General features: G+C 36.2%; 15 protein-coding genes. 5 read left to right on the top strand and 10 right to left on the bottom strand.

Annotated elements, in window-relative coordinates:
* Positions 1-93 precede the first annotated feature (93 nt).
* The 4 genes from Q5O24_05530 to Q5O24_05515 all read right to left on the bottom strand — a co-directional run bounded on the left by Q5O24_05530 (position 94) and on the right by Q5O24_05515 (position 7666).
* Positions 94-666 (bottom strand): GDSL-type esterase/lipase family protein, encoded by a 573-nt coding sequence (locus tag Q5O24_05530; protein ID WKY48779.1) that lies wholly within the window; start codon positions 664-666, stop codon positions 94-96.
* Positions 663-3200, bottom strand: a complete 2538-nt coding sequence (locus tag Q5O24_05525) for a PAS domain S-box protein (GenBank protein WKY48778.1) — start codon at positions 3198-3200, stop codon at positions 663-665. The genes Q5O24_05530 and Q5O24_05525 overlap by 4 nt, the downstream gene beginning before the upstream one ends.
* Positions 3201-3300: 100 nt before the next feature.
* Positions 3301-5289, bottom strand: coding sequence for a serine hydrolase domain-containing protein (locus Q5O24_05520; protein WKY48777.1), 1989 nt, complete (start codon positions 5287-5289; stop codon positions 3301-3303).
* Between the two features lie 85 nt (positions 5290-5374).
* The gene (locus Q5O24_05515) at positions 5375-7666 is read right to left on the bottom strand and encodes an EAL domain-containing protein (GenBank protein ID WKY48776.1); all 2292 of its coding nucleotides are present in this window, start codon (positions 7664-7666) and stop codon (positions 5375-5377) included.
* Between the two features lie 190 nt (positions 7667-7856).
* On the opposite strand from Q5O24_05515, the gene Q5O24_05510 reads away from it, so the two are divergent.
* Together Q5O24_05510 and Q5O24_05505 are read left to right on the top strand one after the other, a co-directional pair.
* Entirely contained in the window at positions 7857-8864 is a 1008-nt protein-coding gene (locus tag Q5O24_05510) for a 4Fe-4S binding protein (protein ID WKY48775.1), read from the top strand.
* 301 nt (positions 8865-9165) lie between these two features.
* Positions 9166-10251 carry a diguanylate cyclase gene (locus Q5O24_05505; protein ID WKY48774.1) on the top strand — a complete coding sequence of 362 codons (1086 nt, stop codon included), beginning with the start codon at positions 9166-9168 and terminating at the stop codon, positions 10249-10251.
* Between the two features lie 226 nt (positions 10252-10477).
* On the opposite strand, the gene Q5O24_05500 is transcribed toward Q5O24_05505, so the two are convergent.
* The 3 genes from Q5O24_05500 to Q5O24_05490 all read right to left on the bottom strand — a co-directional run bounded on the left by Q5O24_05500 (position 10478) and on the right by Q5O24_05490 (position 14913).
* Positions 10478-11758, bottom strand: a complete 1281-nt coding sequence (locus tag Q5O24_05500; protein ID WKY48773.1) for an ArsB/NhaD family transporter — start codon at positions 11756-11758, stop codon at positions 10478-10480.
* 511 nt (positions 11759-12269) lie between these two features.
* Complete coding sequence (locus tag Q5O24_05495; protein WKY48772.1) at positions 12270-13640, bottom strand: DUF2252 domain-containing protein; 1371 nt, start codon at positions 13638-13640, stop codon at positions 12270-12272.
* 55 nt (positions 13641-13695) lie between these two features.
* Positions 13696-14913, bottom strand: coding sequence for a GNAT family N-acetyltransferase (locus tag Q5O24_05490; protein WKY48771.1), 1218 nt, complete (start codon positions 14911-14913; stop codon positions 13696-13698).
* A gap of 201 nt (positions 14914-15114) precedes the next feature.
* Here Q5O24_05490 and Q5O24_05485 point away from each other — a divergent pair, with 201 nt between their 5' ends.
* Together Q5O24_05485 and Q5O24_05480 are read left to right on the top strand one after the other, a co-directional pair.
* Positions 15115-15555, top strand: coding sequence for an arsenate reductase ArsC (locus Q5O24_05485; GenBank protein WKY48770.1), 441 nt, complete (start codon positions 15115-15117; stop codon positions 15553-15555).
* 277 nt (positions 15556-15832) lie between these two features.
* Entirely contained in the window at positions 15833-17746 is a 1914-nt protein-coding gene (locus Q5O24_05480) for an NAD(P)/FAD-dependent oxidoreductase (GenBank protein ID WKY48769.1), read from the top strand.
* Positions 17747-17806: 60 nt separating this feature from the next.
* On the opposite strand, the gene Q5O24_05475 is transcribed toward Q5O24_05480, so the two are convergent.
* Both Q5O24_05475 and Q5O24_05470 read right to left on the bottom strand, forming a co-directional pair.
* Positions 17807-19771 (bottom strand): FAD-dependent oxidoreductase, encoded by a 1965-nt coding sequence (locus Q5O24_05475; GenBank protein ID WKY48768.1) that lies wholly within the window; start codon positions 19769-19771, stop codon positions 17807-17809.
* A gap of 376 nt (positions 19772-20147) precedes the next feature.
* Entirely contained in the window at positions 20148-21509 is a 1362-nt protein-coding gene (locus Q5O24_05470; GenBank protein ID WKY48767.1) for a cation:proton antiporter, read from the bottom strand.
* 332 nt (positions 21510-21841) lie between these two features.
* On the opposite strand from Q5O24_05470, the gene trxA reads away from it, so the two are divergent.
* A complete protein-coding gene (gene trxA, locus Q5O24_05465) occupies positions 21842-22153 on the top strand; it encodes a thioredoxin (protein WKY48766.1) in 312 nt (103 codons plus the stop codon).
* Positions 22154-22190: 37 nt separating this feature from the next.
* Here the strand turns inward: trxA and Q5O24_05460 are convergent, their stop codons facing one another.
* Entirely contained in the window at positions 22191-23117 is a 927-nt protein-coding gene (locus Q5O24_05460; GenBank protein WKY48765.1) for a GTP-binding protein, read from the bottom strand.
* Between the last annotated feature and the right edge of the window lie 8 nt (positions 23118-23125).

Genomic DNA, 23125 nt, shown 5'->3' with positions numbered 1-23125 from the left:
AATTTTCAAATCTGACTGCTGTAACAGCAATGAAATCGAGATCTTAAATCAATTAAAATAATTCAAAAGCCAAAAAACTTGCGAAGTCCCACCTCACAAGTTTAATAATTTATCTCGACTTAAAAATTTAATCAATGCTTCTGCCATCAAATTGCTTCCTTTTGCATTGGGATGAATACCATCCAGATATAAATCATCATTAATCCAGTCAATTTCATATCCGAAATCAATACAAGGAAGTTTTTCTTCTTCTAAATACTTTCGTAACCAATCCAAATATTCATCAATCAAATCGGAATTGAACTTTAATTTAGGCTCGTTTTCAAAAAATCTAATCGGTAATTTTATTGGCGGAGGAACAGCTACGATAACTATAATACCTTTTTTTTGAGCTTTATAAATCATAGTCTTCAGGTTATCCTTAACTTTTTCATATGTATTTTCAAAAAAAACATCATTATATCCGCCCATGATAATTACTTCTTCCGGTTGCATCAGGAGAACTTGACGGTTAAAGCGTGCCAACATTTCAGTTGTAGTATTACCACTAACACCACGATTAATCATTTGAATACCAGTTTTCTTTTCGACTATTACATGCCATTTTTCATCAAAAGACAATCCATGTCCAAATGTGAGGCTGTCCCCAAAACAAATAATTCTCATTTTATTTCCTTTTCTTTATTTAATTCATCATATGATTCCATCAATACTTTTCCCACCATTACATCGATTATTTCCGGATCAAATTGAATGCCGGAAAACGCTTTTAATTCAGCAATAATCTCTTCTTTATTCAGTGCATTTTTATATGGCCGACCGGCAGACATCGCCTCAAAAGCATCTGCTACATGAATAATTCTTGAAAATAACGGGATTTCCTTACCCTTTAAATTTTGAGGATAACCGCAGCCATTCCACCATTCATGATGATATAATACAACCTCAGCCAGACCAACATACTCCTCAACAGACTTCAAAATCTGATAACCAGTCTCAGTGTGAGTTTTCATCAGCTTAAATTCATCATTCGTCATTAACTCATTTTTATTTAAAACTTCTTCCGGAACAATTATTTTCCCCAGATCGTGGAGGAACCCCAGTGTTTCAAGTGTTTTGACATCCTCTTCTGGTAAATCCATTGCGAGTCCAATATATTGGACAATTCGGGATACTCGCTGGGAATGAATCCGTTCTCGATCACTTTTATTGTTTAAGGTTTCCTGGATCAGATTTATTGTCTGATTTCTCATTAACCGGCTCGACTTAACCTTATTTTTGTACATCTGATTTTCAGCCGTTTTAATGATTTCTTCCATGCTTTCATTCATCGTCGTTTTGCATGCAAAACCAATCCCCATAGAAATTATCACAGAATCTACAGTTTCCTGTTTAGAAGATTTTTTTAGGCGTTTGCTGATTATTGATGCTTCGAATTCATCAGTGTTAGGCAAAATCATGACGAATTCATCACCGCCAATTCTCGCAATAAGATCTGTCTCTCGAGAACTTTTTCTGATGATTTCAGCCACTTTTTGAAGCAATAAATCTCCTTTTTTATGGCCAAATGCATCATTTGTTAATTTTAGTCCGTTAACATCGAGCATAATTACTGAAATTGGCAGATTTTCTGATTTATTAAGCTGAATAATTGCTTCTTCAAAATATCTGCGATTATGTAGACCTGTTAAAAAATCATGATAACTTAGATATAGTATCTCATTCTGTATTTTTCTTTTTTGGGTAACATCGTGAAAAACAAGGACCGCTCCTCGAATGTTTTTATTAAGGTCATGAATTGGTGCCGCACTATTTTCGATCGAAATTTCGGTCTGATCTTTTTTAATTAGAATGGTGTGATTATTTACTTTTGAAATCTCTCCAGAGATTAATGCTTTTTTTATCGGATTTACGGTTATTTGTCTGTTTTTTTCATTAATAAGATGCATCACTTCAGAAAAGGGTTTATTAATTACCTCGCACTGTTTCCATCCAGACAGCTCCTCTGCTACCTTATTCATCAAGGTAATTTCCTGCTTATTGTTAACCGCAATCACACCATCCGCGATTGATAAAAGCGTTGAATAATACCTTTCCTTTTCCAGAAATAATTGCTCTTCCATTTCTATTTTTTCCGTTACGTCTCGTGCTGCTGCGTAAATCACCTCTCCGAATGCACGACTTTTCCATTCTATATATTTGTACGATCCATCTTTCACCCTGTAACGGTTCACGAAATTATCAACCTCATTAAGATTTTCAAGCTGCTTGGTCACTTCAATCGTCTCCTCAAGATCATCCGGATGAACAAAATCATAATAAGACCTGCCTTCCAGCTCTGGACTTGAATACCCGAGGATATCTTCCCATGATTTATTAACTTTTATAAATTCTCCCTTCGTGTTAGCTATGCAAAGTAAATCCAAGTTAACTGAGAAAAATCGTTCCAATTCATTAGTTTTTTCTGTAAGCGCATGAACTGTTTTTATGTTCTCTGTTATATCCACCAAACTAATCACAAATTTTTCCTGTTGATTAAACTTTAGAAAGCGAATGTTCATTCTAAACCAGGCATCCTTACCATGAATCATCAGAGGGTACTCGATATTCTGTAATTTCCTCGTTTTTTTCGCTTTCTTAAGAACACTAAGGAATGAGTCAAGAATTTCGCCTGTAAATAAGTCACTAACAGATTTACCAATGATTATTTCTTTAGGATAAAGTAGAATTGTTTCGTCAGGGGCAAGAACCTTTTCGAAAACCAATTGATCATTTAATTCAAAGACTGCATCATTTAACGAATTCAGCAGCACTCTATAATCATTGAGTTGCTCACGTAAAAGTGTAATATCTGTAAAATATGTTGCAAAATATAATCTTTCGTCTGAAATAACATGAATTTGGTACCATTTATCAAAAGCACTTGAATATTGTTCAATTTCGTAGGCCCCGCCTTCGAGAGCAATTTTTCCATATTCTCTGATCCAGTCAAAATCATCTTTTTCAATCCCGTCAATTACCTCTGTCGCCTTACGACCAATAATTTCCTTTGCACAAAGACCGGTAAACTCTTCAAAGGCCCTATTTATTTCGAGAAATTCATAATCAATTGGCGAACCATTATTATCAAGCAGAATTTTATGATAGGCGTAGCCAACAGGTAATTGATTCATCATTGTTTTATTTAGCGAGTCACTCATCTCAATTAACCACCTTTAATCAATTGCTTTTAACTGTAAATTTTATACGAATCAATTATAACCAAGCAAAGATACCATTCATTGTTAAAATTTTTACCGATTAATTTATTACTTTTACGTTAAATTCATCATTTGCTTTGCCGGTAAGTAGTAGTATCGAACCGGCCTCTACATCAACTGATTCCTGTGTCTCATATAAACTATCGTAATCAATTGAATAATCAGGAGAATAAATAACCACACGCCCGCTTTCTGGCATTGTTATCTGAAGAACACAGTTATTATTTATTCGTCTGCTCATGCTAGTATCATCATCAGCTATTGTTATATCTTCTGAATTTGCCAGTACATCAATAGCAGCTGCATTTATATACTGATATCCATAGGCAGAAAGCATAGCTGCCCCATTCTTCAGGCTGATACTAAGATCCGTCAGATCTCTGGCATATTCAAGAATCATCTGACTGTTCATATTATCTCTAAGAGCATAAATAGTTCCCCCGTCCACCACTATCAAACCAGGGATTTGATCAAATGAATCTGTATAAGTTGCTTCAGCATTTAAATCAGTCGCACTTAAATTCGCGGGTATCCACCAGGAGTCTGAAAAATTACCAACATCTGATATTGACCCACTTGATAGTGTTTCAGCAACAACCAAATGTCTTTCAACATCAGGTAATGTCATAACAATCAAAGTTTGATCAGGCCCATCGTAAAAGCTATATCTCATCCCGGCATCGTTATGAAAATATCCATCATCATAATAACTCATCGCCTGGGTCTCAACAAAGTCGCCTTCCAGGTATTCATCGATAATCAACTGATTGTTTGTCAGATCAAATCTGACTCTCCAGATGATTCCATTACCACCATATATTCCAGTGTTTTGGAGTACATCAGCCGGAATGACGCTTAAACCTGTTCCAACATTCGTTAGTTCTGTGTCCGTCGAAATCACATTTGTATCTCTTAAAAATGCTTCTGTTATCGAATTGGTTACCGGTGTGACATCTTTATTTCCTGAATATGTTAAAGCTATTACTAGATTTTGTTCTGGAATCAGATAAAACTGAGACGAATATTGAAAAGTTGAGCCATTTTTACTATGAACTGTTAAACCCTGATTGACAAAATCAGCAACTTCGACCATATCCCACCCTAAACCGTAATCAGTTATCGGGATGCCCTGTGGTACAGTCGCACTTCCATATTGCGCTTCCGACATCATTAAAAATGATTCTTCGCTAATTAATGTATTATTTAAAAGTGCCTGACCAAACCTGCATAAATCTGATGCTGTTGAGGTCAGTCCCCCTGTCCCCATTAAATTGACGATTTCTACCGGATTTGCTAAACCGTCTTCACTATAATTCAAGGCAATATTATCATTATCTGGCATGAATGAACAACTGGTTTTGCCCATATCAGCTACATCAAAAACATGCGCCTGCAGATAATCGGCATAAGGCTGACCGGAAACACGTTCAATTAAAACCTCAGCTAACATAAATCCGTCATTGCAATAAACTGACACACTGCCAGGATCACTTTTTAAAGTACTTTGTTTTAGATAGTTCATAAATTTCGTCAAAAAGTCAGGATCATCTGCACTGGCAAATCCATTATACAGGAATGTTCCAGGAAGCCCCGAAGCATGATTCATAAGCATTCGCACAGTAATTTGCTGATATCGGTCATCTAACATGGTAAAATCATTAATATAAGTGGTTACCGGTTCATCCAAATTTACTAAACCCTCTTCAACGAGTTGAAGGACAGCAACAGTTGTAAACACTTTACTCACAGAACCGATATTATATTGGGTTTCTGAATCCACCTGTTGAGATGTTAATCGATTTGCCATCCCAAAACTTTCCTGATAAACAATCTCGCTATCCTTCATGATAGCAACCGAAGCACTTGAAACATTTCCTGAAGTAATTGAACGCCATATTTCAGTCCTAGCGGTTTCAATGGTTCCCTCATATTGACTGTTTTCAGATGAACTGGTCTGGGTTACACCACAACCACTCAAAGAAAGCAAACAACTTATCAAAACGAGTAATCCCAAAATTCTCTTTTTCATTTTCAATCCTCCTAAAATATATTATTAAAACTCTTGATGCGAAACATCCATAGCTAAATTCAATTTGCATTCGTCTTCGCTTCAATTATTTTTTTTTGCAGTATGAATTCAAATCATCCGGCATCAATGGTTGGCTAAAATAGAAGCCCTGAATATAATCACAATTCATATTCTTTAAGATCTCAAACTGCTGACGCGTTTCAATGCCTTCTGCTACCACCAGAATATTCAAACTATGAATAATGGTAATCAATGCTCTGGCAATTTGCTCCTCTCGTTTATCCTGTTCAATATTACTAATCAAAGAGCGATCCAGTTTGATCATATCAAAAGGAAAATCCTTCAAACTGCCAAAGGAAGAATAGCCGGTTCCAAAATCATCTAACGCCAGCTGAACGCCAATTTTCTTGATCTGGTTAAAAGTTTTGATTAACTCTTTTGTATCTCTAATCAGACAGCTCTCAGTAATCTCCAATTTTATCGAAGTCGGTTTAATATCTGCTTCCTGAATTCCATTTTCAACTGCATCCATCAATTCTGTTCCGCGATTCTCAAACGATAACAATGAGATATTAATCCCAATTACCATATCATGAAGTCCGACATTTTGCCAGATTTTACTTTGAAAGCATACTTTTTTAATGATCCAGTTTGTAATCGGGATAATAAGACGTATTTTTTCAGCAACTGGAATGAAATCAACTGGAGAAATCAGGCCATACTCAGGATGATTCCAACGCAGCAAAGCTTCAGCATGATTAAATTTATCTTCCTTCAAATCATAAATTGGCTGATAGACGATTTCAAACTCATTATTTTCAAGGGCTGTTTTTAGCTCCTTTTCAATAATTGCTTCCCAGCTTCTCCTTTTCTCCATCGAAGGTTGGTATAAAAGAATTCTATTTTTTTCTTTTTTAGCGACATATAACGCTGCATCTGCTTCTCTAACTGTCTCAGATAAAACCGCATTTTTCTTACCCAGGCTGATTCCCAGTGAAGCAGTCAAAAACAAGAGCCTTTTTCCTGACATAAATTGCGTGGAAATAGCTTTATTAATTTCTTCAGCTACTTTAAAAACGCCTTTTTCATCAGTCAGTTTAATAACTGCAACAAACTCATCGCCACCAGCACGATAAACAGTGCCGCGATTATTAACCGCAGTTTCAATTTTAATGGCTATATCCCTTAAAATCCGATCCCCTTCTTTATGTCCCAATTCTTCGTTTATTACTCGAAAGTTATCAATATTTATACTAATTACTGACGAAAATGGTTCTTCATTCAACATCCGTTTCATCAAAATTTTTCGATTATACAAATCGGTTAACGGGTCATGAACATCCAGATACTCAATTTCAGCTTCCTTTTGTTTACGCTCCATAATATTTCGACTGGAACTAACAATTTCAATTTCTCCCTTTTTATTGTAGCGGTATCTTGAAGCTGTTTCAATCCAGATCGTACCACCATCTTTATTAGGCTGCTGAACCTCGTTGATATAGCATTTTGGATCGGTTGGATTTTGTTTAAACTCCTTTAGCGTTTTAGCAATTTCTTCTCGAATTGGTTCTCTAAACTCCGGAAGAATGGTTTCTTCAAGTGTTTCTTCCAACGCTTCTTCAACACTTATACCCCTAAACGTTGTAATTGACGGACTAATATAGACAAAACGTTCTAAATCAATATTATACACCCAGATAACGTCCACTGTCGTATCAGCCAGAACCCGAAAATTTTCTTCGCTTGCTGCCAATTCTTCTTTTGACTTGATAATTTCTTTTGTCTGTTTTTCCAACCCTTCATAAATCATATGATGAAAAATTGTAAGGCCCAACAAAACTAGTTGTAATGTCAGTATATTGATCAACCAGTAACTGTCATAGTAGGCAATAGCAAAATCGTCTAACAAACCTGTATATAAAAAAACTGTTATAATTACAGAAATCAGAAAATTGACTATAAAAAATATAATGTTCTGTCTTTTATCAAGTAGTGTTGTAGATAAAACAAAAGCCATAATAATACTAATCATGCCAGCCCCCATTGGACCGGTGTTAAAAAGCAGAATAAGACTAAAAAAATATGTGCACATTACCAGAATTATTTTTTTTACAGAAACTCTGATAGCAGGTAAAAAAACGGACAAACTAATAACCAGATAAACTAAAATCTCCAAAAACGCAAATAAATGTTGACCATTCTGATAAAAAAGATAAGCTCCATAAAAAAGAACTGGTCCGCTAAAAATAACTATCAGCAATGACAAGATTGCATAAATCCTGTTTTTTAAAATCTTGAGGGTGATGATCGTTTCGTCATCCTCAAATTTTTTTAATATTTTTAGTTTGAAAAAATCGCTGATTCTGTGATTATTCATAACCTCATCCCAACTCTCTAAATGCTTAATATATAACATATTACTAATTTCATTATAAAAAATTAAATATATGCACAATTATATAATACACTTCAACTTTTTGCACTCTATTTAATCAATTTAATTTTTTGACACTAAATTGTCACGTCATAATTCTATAATACAAATGAAATATTAATTGGAGGTATTTATGAAAAAGAACTTTAATTACAGATTAATAACTCAAATCTTCTTCTTTATTCTGATTGCATTAATCTCTGTCAATAAAACACTATCGCAAATTGGTTTGGGTATCCCAATTCTAGCAACAGCATCGCTTCATGCTCTTTGTCCATTTGGTGGCGTAGAAACACTTTATTCTTTTATAATTTCTGGAATGCTTATCGAAAAGGTTGCTGGCTCTTCATTGATTCTAATGGGCCTTATTTTTTTATTGGCACTTTTTTTCGGACCTGTTTTTTGTGGTTGGGTCTGCCCGCTGGGTTCATTTCAGGAGTTGATAGGACTACTTGGAAAAAAACTGTTCAAAAAAAAGTATAATAAATTTATACCCCAGAATATTCATAATATTCTGCGATTCTTCCGCTATTTCGTCCTAGCCTGGGTATTATACATAACCGCCCAATCGGGAACTCTTCTCTTTATTAACCTAGACCCTTATCATGCTCTTTTCAAATTCTGGACTGGCACTGTTGCCACTCAGGCACTGATACTGCTTTTAACGATCATTATTTTATCGCTTTTTGTTGAACGGCCCTGGTGCAAATATGCCTGCCCTTATGGCGCCATTTTAGGACTTTTTAATAAGATCAGAATTTTTAAATTGAAAAGAAATACCGATACATGTATCGATTGCAAAAAATGTACTAGAATTTGTCCTATGCAAATAAATGTTTGTCAGAATGAAATTGTCTCTAATCTCAATTGCATCAGTTGTATGAAATGCACTTCTAGCGCCAACTGCCCTAAAACTGATACCCTTGATCTGCAAATTGCTGCAAAAAATAATGTTGTGAAAATAAAACCTGCCATTCTATCATTTATTGTATTCCTGATTATTTTTGGTGGGATCTTTGCTACAACTGCTTTGGGGTTTTGGGAAACCAGCTCAAAAGTTGACAACAATAGCGGAATCCAGAAAAAACAGCAGGCAATTGTTAGTATGACAGAGGCTCCAAATAAAAAGGTCGATTATTAATTCACTCTCGATAAAGTGGACTAGTTATTTATTTTAATCCTTATGAGATTGCTCCAGGTGCTGCTGGCTGGATTGAAATACTACTTCCTAATAATCGGACGGACCTGCTTAATGATATTGAAACCCTAATATAAATCTATTTTGGCCTAACAAAAGTGAGCCACGAAGAAATCTGTTTAGAAGCATTCTTCGTGGCCTTTTTCGTTTGAAGTCTAATAGAAATCAGTGTGAGTTTATGTTATGATATATTGTAATAAAATATAAAATCATTCTTTATTTCATGAAAAGAGGAGAATTATGGATGAATGTTTTTTTTAACCTTCCTGAAAATGCCAGAAATGATTTCTATCAGGCAAAATACAATTATTATCGACACTTAAATTTAGGCGTATTAACACTAGCATCATTGTTATATTTCCTGATGGTGTTCTCTGACTGGAAGCTTTCAGGAACGTTTTTATCGCTCAATTTTCTGCTTCGGTTTCTTTTTGTTATCCCTTTATCAGTGGTGTTTGTAACTTATTATAAAACCCGAAATTTTAAAATTATGTCTGTCTTATCTTTTGCGACCATCCATACTCTTATTCTTGGAAATATATTAATTTCATATGTTCAATTTCAACATTCTATTTTAAATGAAGTCTTTCTGATTACCGGATTCGTTTTATTGTTGGCTTCCTTTTCCACTCCGGTATTTTACGCCGTTTTTGCCAACCTCATGTTAGTAGGCGACTTTTTTCTATCAGATTATCTTCTCAACCTTGAAACATCAGCCAGTACACTCTTACTTTTTGTATTGACAATTGTAGTGCTATCTGGACTGACTATTATCTTTGCTCAATTTTATTATCGCCATTATATAACAGAACGAAAATTGGCATTTGCACTCATACATGATCCCTTAACTAAGGTTTTTAATCGTCGAAAACTCGATCAACTAATGGGCAAGTCTCATGATATCTCTTTTATGAGTGATGAAATAGGCGTTTTGGTCATGGATATCGACAATTTTAAAAGTGTTAATGATAATTACGGACATGATAATGGTGATCGAATTCTCCAATTTGTCGCTGACTGCATTCGTAATAGTCTGCGTGGATCAGATTTGGTTATCCGTTGGGGTGGGGAGGAATTTGCAGCCATTCTGTTTGATTGTCCTGCTGACCAGGTTGTTCAGGTTGCTGAACGAATCCGCAATGCTGTTGAGCGTTCAATCAATGGTATCTGCCCTATCACAATTTCAATAGGCACTGCGCTTTATACTGGTGGGGACTGCCTTGATTCACTAAAAAACGCGAATCAAGCGCTTAAAGATGCTAAAGACAACGGCAGAAACCTGGTCGTTCCTTATTCTCCTGAAATAATACAAAATCCTTCCAATCAGTAGCCACAAAATTCTTATCGCCGTATTAATTTGGCTATCAAAATAATTATCAATCAATTCATTACTGCACATGTAAAGTAACTATCAGATAATGTAGCAACAAAATAAGCCCATGAAAAAATACAATAAAACCAGATTGAAATCTAAACTATTTTTCTTCTCACGAATAAAACCGAAAAGAAGTACAAAAAAGCAGCTTCCAAACGCAAAATTAAGAAGCTGCTATTTATCAAATGAGAAAACGCAGTATGATATAAATCATTGCAACAAAGACTGTCATAATCATAAAAGGAAAGGCAACCCGAAAGTAATTTCCAAATGATATTCTATAACCCTGTCCTTCTGCCAGCCCAATCGCAACAACATTTGCACTTGCTCCAATAACTGTTCCATTTCCACCCAAACAAGCTCCAATTGACAATGCCCACCACAGTGGATATACGTCCATTCCCGATAAAATCCCCATATCCGTGATCATCGGTATCATCGTTGCAACAAAAGGAATATTATCAATAAATGCAGATGCGAGAGCAGATACCCATAAAATTGATATTGAAGTACTGAAAATATCACCACCTGTAAGATAAAGAACCTCTTCAGCCAACATTTCAATAACACCCGTCGCTTCTATACCTCCAACTAGAATAAACAGTCCAATAAAAAAGAAGATTGTTTTCCACTCAACTTCAATAAATATTTCTTCCGATGAAATACCAGATAAAAAGATCAAAGCCACAGCTCCAGTCAAGGCAATCGTTGCTGATTCTACATGTATAAATCCGTTAAAAATAAAACCTAATATGACCAGAACAAAAATTACCAGACTCTTTCTCAATAGTACAGGATCATGAATTGCATCCGATTCATCAACTTCCAGGAGTTTTTGCTTAACTGTTTCATCTGCTACTAAAATACGTTTGTATAATAATGAAAACAAAAATGAAGTGACAATCAAAATCGGCAAAGCAATAACAGCGTTGTTAATTAAGAAATCATTAAAAGAAAGATCCATTGCGCTACCAATCATAATATTGGGAGGGTCGCCTATCAAAGTTGCAGTTCCTCCAATATTAGATGAAAAAATCTCAGCAATAATAAAAGGAATCGGATCTAGACGCAGATCTTTAGCGACGCTTAATGTCACTGGTATTATCAGCATGATCGTTGTAACATTGTCTAATAATCCGGATAAAATACCTGTAATCAGCGAAAGCAAAATAATCAGTTTTTGCGGATCAGCCTTGGAAATTTTTAACATTTTGATTGCCAGATACTCAAAAATTCCAGTTCGCCGCATTACCATGACAATCATCATCATTCCAATCAGCAAAGCCAGGGTATCAAAATCAATCGCACCAATCGCATCCTTTTGATTGATAATTTGCAAAAAAATCATCAACATACCGCCTGCCAGCGCGACCAATGTCCGATCCAATTTGTCCATTATAATTAGAACATAAACACCGATAAAAATTGCCAGCGACAGAAAAAAATAAGTTGCTTCTGTCATTTCTACCTCCTAAAAATGAATACTAAATATCTGATCGGCAAACGAGCAATTCCGTCAAAAACTCTATTTGCGTAGTTTTGGCAAAAAAAGGGCGCAAAAACTCCTCGAAGTTTTAGCGCCATTGCTAATTCGAAACCTTTCAAACACCAATAGATGTATTCTATCAAAACCATTAAAGCTTTTCAAGGTAAATAGAATGTAATCGTTTGTAAATTCATAGGAGGAAAAATTTCTGCCTATACTATTATTGAATAAGCAACTCTATGCTAAAAGTTAAAACACTTTATGTTTCTTTTCATTTATTTTTATAACGTTTCATACTTGACAATCTAGCAATCACCCTGTATAATTCAATTATATTTATCTTTTACTTTCTTTTCAATTTCTTTCAGTCCAATCCACTCCTTTAAAATAAAATGAACTGAAAAGAACTTTTTTGTCTCTTGGATCAACATAATAAAAACCCTTTAAAAGCTGCGACACTTTTAAGGGTTTTTATTATTTTAATTGATTATTTTTCCGTTCCAAGTCCTAGAGTATTTACATAAGTCTTATAATCTTCTCGAACTTGATTAGAATAAGCCCGACTCCACTCATAAATTGCATGATCAAACTCGTCACTTTCTCCCATATACCCTTTAATCCAATTTGCATATGGACTTTGGGCATGGGCTCGAGCTAGAACTATTGCGCAGTTTCTGGCATATTCTTTAAATGTGTCCGTATCCAGTTCGTCAAGTTTTACCGTTCCTTTCATATCCCTAAATTGACGTACATAAAAATCAAATCCATCTTTACTGGTAAAATAACCTAAAAATGGATCAGAAACCGCCTGAAGCATCTGTTGATGACTGACCACCCGATATCCATTTCCCAGGCCATGCTCCATCGTTTCAGGAGTCGTGAAATTTTTCTGACAATAGCAGCTAACAGCTGAGTCTGAAGCCTGCTTAATTTGTAATACCAGATGACTTTCGTCTTCACAGGTCAGAACCAGTAAATAGCATCTGGTTCCAATACTCCCAACACCCACAACTCTTCTGGCAATATCGGTTGGAATATGCTGAGATAATAATACCCCAATATCCGGACGCACATTTTTTAAATACTCCTTATAACAACTTTCCACTTTATCCATTAAATCGTTTTTGACCCGTTCAACTATCGGTGGTTTTTCAATGAAAATCCGACGTCCAAACTGGTCTGTTTCAGTCATTTTATTGATTACCTGATCTGAAGTTCTAGTTTTGGCTTTATCGATTATCTTTTCAAAATCTGCTCGCGATGATTTAGAAAAGCTGTCCAAAAACAACACCTCATCACCAATTAAAAAATATCGTTCAAGGGAACTCATTGAAAGCATCAATGACAATCCATTTCGGTAATGCTTGGCCGCTTCGAGACATATTTCCCTGATTCTATTTTCACTCATATCCTGTTCTCGACCAACTAATATAATACTTGTCAGGAAACGTTTTAAATCCCATTCCCATGGACCAGGTGCAGCCTCATCAAAATCATTGAGATCAAAGATCAACCGCCGTTCAGGAGATGCAAAAAAGCCAAAATTCCCAATATGTGCATCACCACAAATAATAGCATGAATGCCTGTCTGAGCCTGTTTTGACAAGTCATGTGCCATCAACAAAGCTGTGCCCCGAAAAAACGAGAAGGGTGATGAAGCCATTTTTTTATGTCGCAAGGGAATGAGTTCCGGAATTCTGATGTTATTCTGGCTCTCAATCATCGCAACCGGATCTCGTTCTACCGCATTGAATACCGACTGGTCCTTAAAACTTATTTTTTCTCTCACCTCCCTGCCACTTTCGATATTCATATTTGATGTTGCAATCTGCTGATTTCTTGTCAATCCATAAATCATAATTCCTCCATAATGCCTTCTAAAATTTTAAAAAATACGTCAATAAAATCTTTTTTTAAATGTAGTCTGAAAAATATACTTTCTCGTTTGGAATAATACGTTCAAGGATAGACACTGTTTTTTTATTGGCCACAATCCTTTCTATCTGAAGGAGATAAGTTGGCCGTTTGTATCCCAATAACATACAAGTTAGAATTCCGATATCAACCTCAACAACATTCTCTGATATCTGATCGAGTATAAGATCCGCTCTCCCCCCGATAAATCTTAATGTGAAGGATCTGTTGTTCCATTGAAGTACTTCATCCTTAATCTGAAAAGTAATGTTTTCATCAATTTCTGGTTCAGTAAATTGATACTCACTGATAAATCCCTGAAAATCAACAATCCTTGCCATTATATATGGCCGAATCGTTTCTTTCATATCGCTGTCTCCAAATAAAAATGAGACGGTATGATTATAGTAATTGCTGCCAACCACTTCCTTTATCATCGATTCATGCGCAGCAATATATCCCCAAAGACCTTTTCTTGCTTCCTGATTTAAATAGACCATTTCTTTAACATGGAACACATCATTCTCGATTAAATAAACCAGATAACCAAGCGCTTGTTCATCTGTACTGTAATAAATCGCCACGGTCACATCTTCAACATCCCAACGCCAGTACTCCTCCCATACCAGTTCATTTCGAACAAGACATCCATGGGTTTGCCTGGCAAATTTATCATGTAAGGCAATCAAGTCTTCGGAGCTTTCGGATACCCTTTTAATACGCCCAGCCACCTCAATATTTTTTGGCAGCTGATGATCCAAAACAGTAAAGGTCATTTTATCGGAGACGACTTCCCACCCTTTATGACGATATAAGGGATGGGAAAAAGGATAAAGAAATGATATATGCTGCTTTCTTTTATACATATTCTCTAGACTCTCCTGCATCAACGCAGACATTAATCCCATACCCATATATTCAGGATAAGTAGCTACTCCAGTAATATATCCCATTTTATATATATTTCCAGTTATATTAACCTCAAGGGGATAAACTGCGATTTGTGCTGCCAGCTTACCTTGTTCAAACCAGCCAAGTACATCTGCTTTCTCAAGAATAGGAAATTTCGAACGTTTAATTTCATTCTGTTTCCATCCAACCTTTTGCAATTGCTCGTCTGTAACCTGAAACGCATATCTTAAAATATCGTTAAACTGCGTCAAATCCATTGCAGATAATTTTCTTAGTTCAAGACTTTCTTTTATTACTTTTTTCATAGCCGTCTCCTGACTTCTGTGAATGGTCTTTTATCTAGAGTAAAAAACAAGATTATTCATTTCATACCCTGTATTTCTAATAAAAATCAATTTTGTTTTATTTCAGCATTCAAAAGATATATTAGATTTAACACAACTTCTCTTTTTTCTAAATACATCTTGTGCTAGTTTTAAAAAAAACGAAAATGCGAGGAACGTTCTATGTTAAAAGTACTATTTGTATGTGTTCATAACTCAGCTAGAAGTCAGATGGCAGAAGCCTTTTTAAAACAAATCGGTGGCAAAGATTTTCTTGCTGAGAGTGCCGGTCTTGAACCTGCTCCCCTAAATCCGATAATGGTAGAAGCAATGTCGGAAATTGGATATGATTTATCAGACAATCAGACTCATTCTGTTTTTGATTATTTCAATGAAGGTCGTCGATACGCGATGGTTGTTAAAGTTTGCGATGAAATAAACGGACAGCGGTGTCCCATCTTTCCACTGACCTTAAAAAATATCAACTGGAATCTGCATGATCCAGAAATCTTTACTGGACCGCACGATGAACGTCTGGAACAAATGAGATCCCTTCGCGACGAAATTAAAGAGTATGTTGAAGCATTTGTATCTGAATATGCTGAACTGGCTGCTTCCATTTAATGGACAGCAGCTCAGAAATAGTTTTTAAACATTCTTTCATTTTTCAATCAAAATGATATGTATTTTCTAAACCTCACAAGACAGAAATCTTTTAGTCCCTCATAACTCATATTTTTCATTGTAATCAGCTAGATTTCACCTGAATTTTTTCAATATAATTTTGTAATATTCAACAAATACTGATACCTTGTTTTTAATATACTGCCATTGTAAACGTTAATAGCCTTTGTTAAACTAAAAAAAAGGCTCATAGCAGCCAGCATAATTGGAGGTATCAATGAACCCAAAATTCGAAAAATTATTTTCACCCATTCAAATTGGTAATATGGTCGTTAAAAATCGTATCGAAACTTCGCCTGCGGCTCCCCGTCTGGCCGATTCAGAAGGCCTGGTCACACCAGAACTAATAGAGTGGTCACGAGAACTAGCCAAAGGCGGAGCCGGCATTGTGACGGTAGGTATTTCCATGGTTACGCCACCTTTTGAACATACTAGTGGTTTTTGTTTAAATATTGGCAGTAACAGCGTGATTCCCGGTCTTGCTGTCCTTGCAGATTCTGTCCACAGATATGGCGCAAAAGCATCAATCGAACTGGCTGGTTTTGCTATGGGTCACGATTTACCTGAAGAAGGAATGTCTCCTATAGATGTAATGACTCATGCTGACATTAAAGGCTGGATTAACCTGTTTACTGATGCTGCAGAACGGGCTTTGAAGGCTGGAATGGATATGATCCTAATCCACGGTGGTCATGGTATATTGGTTAGTAATTTCTTTTCACCACTTTTTAATCATCGAACAGATGAATATGGCGGTAGTCTTGAAAATCGAGCCAGATTTGCCTGTGAATTACTGGATTCAATTAGAGACAGGGTTGGTAATAAGTTAGCAATTGAATTTCGTTTAAGTGCCTCTGAACTGATTCCTGGTGGTGTCGAACTACAAGACACGATTGAATTTATAAAAATCATTCAGGATAAAATTGATCTTGTTCATATCTCTGCCGGTCTTTTGCTGGATGATGAGATGGTCCCCTTTACGACTCAACCTACCTATCTTAAACGCGGTTATAATGCCCATTTTGCCGCAAGTATCAAAGGTGCAGAAGGAATTACCATACCTGTGACTACAGTAGGATCAATTGATATGGATCTGGCTGCTGACATCATAAATAATGATGAAGCCGATATTTGTGCTATGATCCGAACAGTCATTGCCGATCCTGACAGTGTGAATAAAGCCCGATGTGGACTGGAAGAAACGATCCGTCCCTGTATCCGGTGTGTTTTATGCTTAAATCGTACCCACGGCTTTGAACCGCTGCGTATAGCCTGTGCAGTCAACCCCAAAGCCGGTCGGGAGCTGGAACTGAACACAGTTGATACATTTTGTCAGCAAAAAAAAGTTGTAATTGTTGGCGGTGGGCCTGCAGGCCTGGAAGCAGCCCGTAGAGCAGCTGATTCCGGTCATCAGGTGGTAGTATTCGAAAAAAGTGATCAGTTGGGTGGTGTTTTACGACTTGCCACTACTCCCGATTTTAAGGCTGATCTAAAAAAATATCTGGAATGGACAGTTCGGATGACCAGCCGACATCCTAATATTACTCTTAAAATGGCTACTGAAGCAACTCCTGAAAAGGTTCTTGCCGAAAATCCGGATGCTCTGATTGTTGCCGTCGGTGCTGAATCAAATATCCCTCCTATTCCAGGACTCGATGGCTCAAATATTCTCTGGGCTGGAGATGTAGAAAGTGGGTTAGAGGAAACAGGAAATGAAGTAATTGTTGCTGGTGGCGGCTTGACTGGATGCGAAACAGCCCTTTCTCTTCTTCGCAAAGGAAAAAAAGTAACTATCGTGGAAATGGTTAGTGAAACAGAAATGCTTAAATCCTCCCCTATCCCGATGACAGCACTACTGAAATTACTTAAAAAAGAAGGTGCCCTAATTCTATCTAATCATAAACTCATTAAGGCATTGGACCAAAAATTGATCGTTGAATCAAAAGGTTCAGAAAAAACGCTATCTTATGACACACTGGTCCTTTCACTGGGTGTTAAACCAAAACTGCTGGAAGTCTCAAAATTCTCCAATCTAATCGACAATGTCTTTTTAATCGGCGATTGCACATCTTCTAAAGGTACCTTATATACTGCGACAACTGGCGGCTATAATGCTGCTCTCGATTTATAAGCACAAAAGGTGAAAAGCCGACAAATTTTCTTTGTCGGCTTTTCATTTCTTTTTAGTTTACTAAATTCTACCAATATTTCTGACTGTCATAAATGCTTCCGTATTGGCACTGGTAATATCCCTTGGCGCAATACAATCCCCTACCATATAAAATTCAGGAGCTGAAAAATTAAGTGCCAGTGCGTCATCCCGGCGCGGTTTCTGTCCCACCGCATAGATTACAGTATCAGCCGCATATTCTCTGATTTCATCGCCAATTTTAACGGTGACTGCTTCATCACCTATTTCCTCAACACAGGCGTTATAATGAATTCGCAAGTCTCTTTTTTCTATCTCGACTTTTAAACCAAGCATATGAAGAAAATTGCCGCCATCATTAATATGATCCGTTGCTTCTATTATATCGACTTCTTTCCCACTGGCAATCAGATGAAGACCCAGTTCAACACCAACTAATCCAGCGCCAATAATCAATACCTTTTCCCCGATTTCTGAAATGGACTGATAGGCATCCTGAGCACAAAGCACATGGCTTTTTTCAATGCCCTTAATTCCCGGTTTTACTGGTTCAGCGCCTAAAGCCCCTATTGTAACATCAACATCCAAATCATTAATATACTCAGGCGTAACTTTTGTATTGAGTCTTAAATCGATTGGTGACTCCATTACTTTTTTTGCTTGCTGATCCAGATAATAATCCAGATTTTTCTTAAAGCTTACATTCTCTTCGCAACGCAGCACTCCACCCAAACGATTATTCTGCTCGCATAAAATAACTTCATGTCCTTGATTTAAGGCTGTTAGCGCTGCCTGCATTCCGCCAATACCACCACCGACAACTAATACTTTCTTTTTAAGCGGCACAGCCATCCCATATTTCATTTCCAGTTCTCGTCCTGTTTCCGGATTCAACGCACAATAAGGTTCACCGTTTACCATTTCACTGGAAAAGCAGGATAAACAACGCATGCATTTTACGATCTGATCTTCATTCCCGGTACGGGCTTTTAAAGCAAAATCCGGATCACATAAAAGCCCTCTTGCCATTTCGACCACGTCAGCCTTTCCTGAAGCAATGATTTCTTCCATTAAATCAGGATCAGAAAGAGCCCCAACTGTTGCAACAGGTGTTTTAACGTGCTTTTTGATTTCCGCCGCATATTTTACATTACAACCATCTTCGAGAAACATACTTGGGTGGGTAACAGGGAAAACTTCTTCAATTTCATGATTACCGGCTGATACATGAATGAGGTCACAATGTCCGTCAATCTGTTTGGCAATAGCAATACCATCTTCAATTCCAAAACCACCGCTATAACACTCTGATCCACTCATTCTAACTTCAATGGGGAAACCTTTTCCCAGTGCTTGCTTAATCGAGTCACAAATGGTAACCAGTAATCGGGCACGATTCTCAACATCCTTGCCCCCCCACTTATCCTTTCTAGTATTGGTAAGCGGTGATAAAAACTGGTGCAAAAGCCATCCATGACCTGCATGAATGGTTACCATCCCAAAGCCGCTCATTTTAGCCAGCACTGCACCCTCAACATATTTTTTAATTGTTCTCTCTATAATCTCTTCGTCCATTGGCAGAATTTCTCGACCATCTAATTCACAAGCAACCGGACCATAAGCAATACCATTTGAAGATGCTCCAAAAAAAGACAGATCACGATTTGCAAACATACCTGTATGCTGAAGCTCCAGGGAAGCAACGGCACCATGAGTTTTTACTCCATAAGCCAGGCGTGAAAGATTATTGGAAATACCAGGCGTATCCAGACAGATATGACCCCGGCCTCCTCTGCCTAATTCTTTGTCAACAACGCCTTCAAAACTGGTTACACTGGCAACACCGCCTTTTGCTTTTCGCTCATAATATGCCGCGGCCCCATCGTTTAAATAACCGTCACCATTAATATTCTGGTAACCAGTTGGTGAAGCAAATATTCGGTTGCGAAATAAGGTATCACCAAGTACAATCGGGGAAAACAAATTAGGGTATTTACAATTATTCATTTTTCTCTCCTTTTAATCATTTTAATTATGTTCTTGTGATTTGATTTTTAGACTGTTGATTGTTTTTATCTCCATCAAAATAAACGACATTTTTCCTGTTATTCAAAACAATCTTGAAAAATTTTTATTTGCATGAAAATGATTTCATTGTAAATATTATATGCATTTAATTTTATCCTGTCAAATATGTTTTCGTAATTTTAAAATATTTTTTGGTGTTTTTATTGGAAATTTTTTAGTCCATATAATCCTACGTTGACAAGTCTTTTTTCCTGCATGTTAAAAAACCTGCATGGAATTATAAGTTAACTTATTTTCCATGCAGGTTTTAATTTATAAAAGCATTTTAAACTTTTGAGGATATTATGTTTAATCTTTATTTATATGAATGGCCTGCTGCTTCTTTTTTTGAATGCATAAAGACCTTTTCATTATTTCGGTTTAATAATAAATAACCTTTTCCAACGGTCAAACCTTGAACAACAGTTGTAAATAAAACGATAAAATATGCTGCAATTATCGATAAGTTGTAGGTAGATGCAGACATAACATTGCTGGTTCCCATAATCAAAGCCAAGCATAACCCACCTTTTAATCCAGCCCAGGTCATGAAAAGACGAAATTTTGAATTACGCATCCCCTTTCCTGGCGGTGGATTTCTATTGAACATCATTGCAGCATAAACTCCCACATAACGAGCAATAGTATTAAAGACAATTGAACATATACCAACAATCAAAAGCATTCCAATTGACAAAGTATTAATATTTTTAATATTTAACAATAAGACACCAACAAGCAAAAAGAGAATCCCATTAAGTAAGTTATCAACCACTGACCAAAATGAATAAAAGAGCTGGTGCAGTTCTTTGCTCATACAAACATGGTTTTTTCGCTGTAAACCGCCAATTCCAGTTGCATAATAAAGACCACAGATAACCGCTGCAATCGGTCCTGAAAAACCAAAGTATTCACAAAGCAGATAAGCTAGCATTACTGTTAAGATACTGGTAAAAATTCTTACAAAATTATCCGTAGATCGTTTAAAGACTGCAAACATAAGAAAAGAAATAATTAAACCTACAGCGACCGCTCCTGATAGTTCTGTCAGTAAACCTTCCAGAAAACCTAATACAGATACACTGTCAGCGGATAATCGTAAAGCTGTAATCAAGGTTGCAAAAATTGCTACCGCCACCCCATCATTAAATAAAGCTTCACCTTCAATTATCAGTCCGATACGTTTGGGAAGGCCCGCTTTAGCTAAAATGCTCATCGCTGAGATCGGATCAGTTGGTGCCACAATAGCACCCAAAACACAGGCTTCCAGAAGACTGACATGCACATTAATCAAATAAGCCATTCCATAAAATAAAAGACCATAAATTACCGTTGAAACTAAAGTACCAATAATTGCCATACTGCCAACTAAAAATTTATCTTTATTAAAATCGCCAAATTCAATTCTTGACGCCCCACTGAAAAGCATAAAACAAAGAATTCCATTAAATAGAAAATCATTAAAATCAAATTCACGATAAAGATCTAATACTTCCTCTGGAATAATAAACAGGTTAAAATTCCTTGCAATAATATAGACTACAACAAACAAAAACCCGAACACAACCAGTCCAATTTCATATGGCAGCTTAACTGTCTTTTCATTGATAAAACTGAACATTACTACTAGAAACAGCAATGCGCTGAATAAAATAAGTAACTGATCAAAATTATACATTTTTTCCTCACGGCTTTCTAAATAATTTTTTCTATAAAAAATAGCAATAACAGGTTAGGCTCCGTCTGCTATTGCCATTTGATTTTGACATAACGAGTCTAAAAACTCAGCGATATCTTCATTGATATTCGTACTTTAAACATTCCAAAGTATAGCACTATGAAAACCCTATGTCAATGCGGTTTTCGCATATTTTACAAGCTAGATATATGTAAACGTACAGCTGTTTTTTTTATAACAATGTTTCTTTAGAATGTTTAGTCATTTCTTAAAAATATACTAATATTTAATGAAGTTTGTTATAATTAAATAAAAATCAGGAGGTTAAAAATATGAGTGTAATTAAAATAACCAGTCAAAATTTTGAAATGGAAGTCATCCAATCTGACAAACCGGTTCTTCTCGATTTCTGGGCACCTTGGTGCGGTCCCTGTCAAATCTTATCACCAATTATTGAAGAAATTGCTGAAGAAGTATTTATTATAAAAGTTGGTAAAATTAATGTCGATGAAGAACCCGATTTAGCCAAGGAGTTTATGGTTATGAATATCCCAACATTGGCAGTTGTAAAAGGTGGTGTTATCACCAAAAAATCAGTAGGCGCAAAATCTAAAGAAGAAATCCTTGAGCTCCTAAATAGCTAATCTAAAAAGAAACCTTCGAAAAATCGAAGGTTTCTTTTTAGATTATTTTCATCTTAATTGCTTCCATCATCTCTTTCCAACAAGAAGTCACTTTAGATATTATTCCAATCCCAATCGAGGAAATCATCACTATCTCTGTTTTTTCAATTGGCTTTGGCCAGGAAATTAACTCAATTCGCTGATCAACACCACTTACTTCAAAAATCCCTTTATCGGTTTTTGCAAAGCCTTTAATTCGATAGGTGTTGCCAGCAACCAAATCCAGAAAAGTTTTTAGTGCTTCATATTGTATTTCTGAATCTGTCGTCAATACTTTTGTCACCAACCTTGATTCAACTGTATTACCAGATTCTGTCCAGGCTTTTTCAATATGAGCCGCTTCCATTTTGCTGATTTGCTCGTCGATGGGAAATTTACAATAACTTGTCTCAATAATTGTTGCATCCTGATTAATCTCTCGAATTGCTTTTTTAGTCTCTAAAATCAAGTCAGCACTCTGAAGATCAACTTTATTTAGCACCACTACATCAGCATAGTAAATTTGCTTATGTAAAGCTGGTATCAATTCATACTGTTTGGAAAAAAACAGGCTATCCGCAATACAAATTGACCCAAGATACTGATAGGTCGTTTTGGCCAATTTTTCTACAACGTTTAACACTTCTCCCATATTGGAAGGATCCGATACCCCTGATGACTCGACAAAAACCATTTCCAGGTCATACTTTAAAAATTCTGCCAGTCCAAGGATAAAATTCTCTTTCAAGCAAGCACAGAATATTGATCCGTTATTAATCTCCGTTAATTTGAAATCATCATTTTCAATCAGTTTTCCGTCAACTCCGACATCACCAAATTCGTTCATTAATACACCAATTTTCCGGTCTTTGTATTCTTCCAAGAGATTTGTTAAAAGTGTTGTTTTGCCAGACCCTAAAAAACCAGTTAATAAAATAAGTTTCATAAACTTCC

It is taken from the genome of Eubacteriaceae bacterium ES3, from assembly GCA_030586155.1.
In the GTDB taxonomy this organism is placed as follows: domain Bacteria; phylum Bacillota; class Clostridia; order Eubacteriales; family Eubacteriaceae; genus Acetobacterium.
The sequence above is the reverse complement of the archived record's forward strand: the minus strand, read 5'-3'. Positions and strand labels throughout refer to the sequence as shown.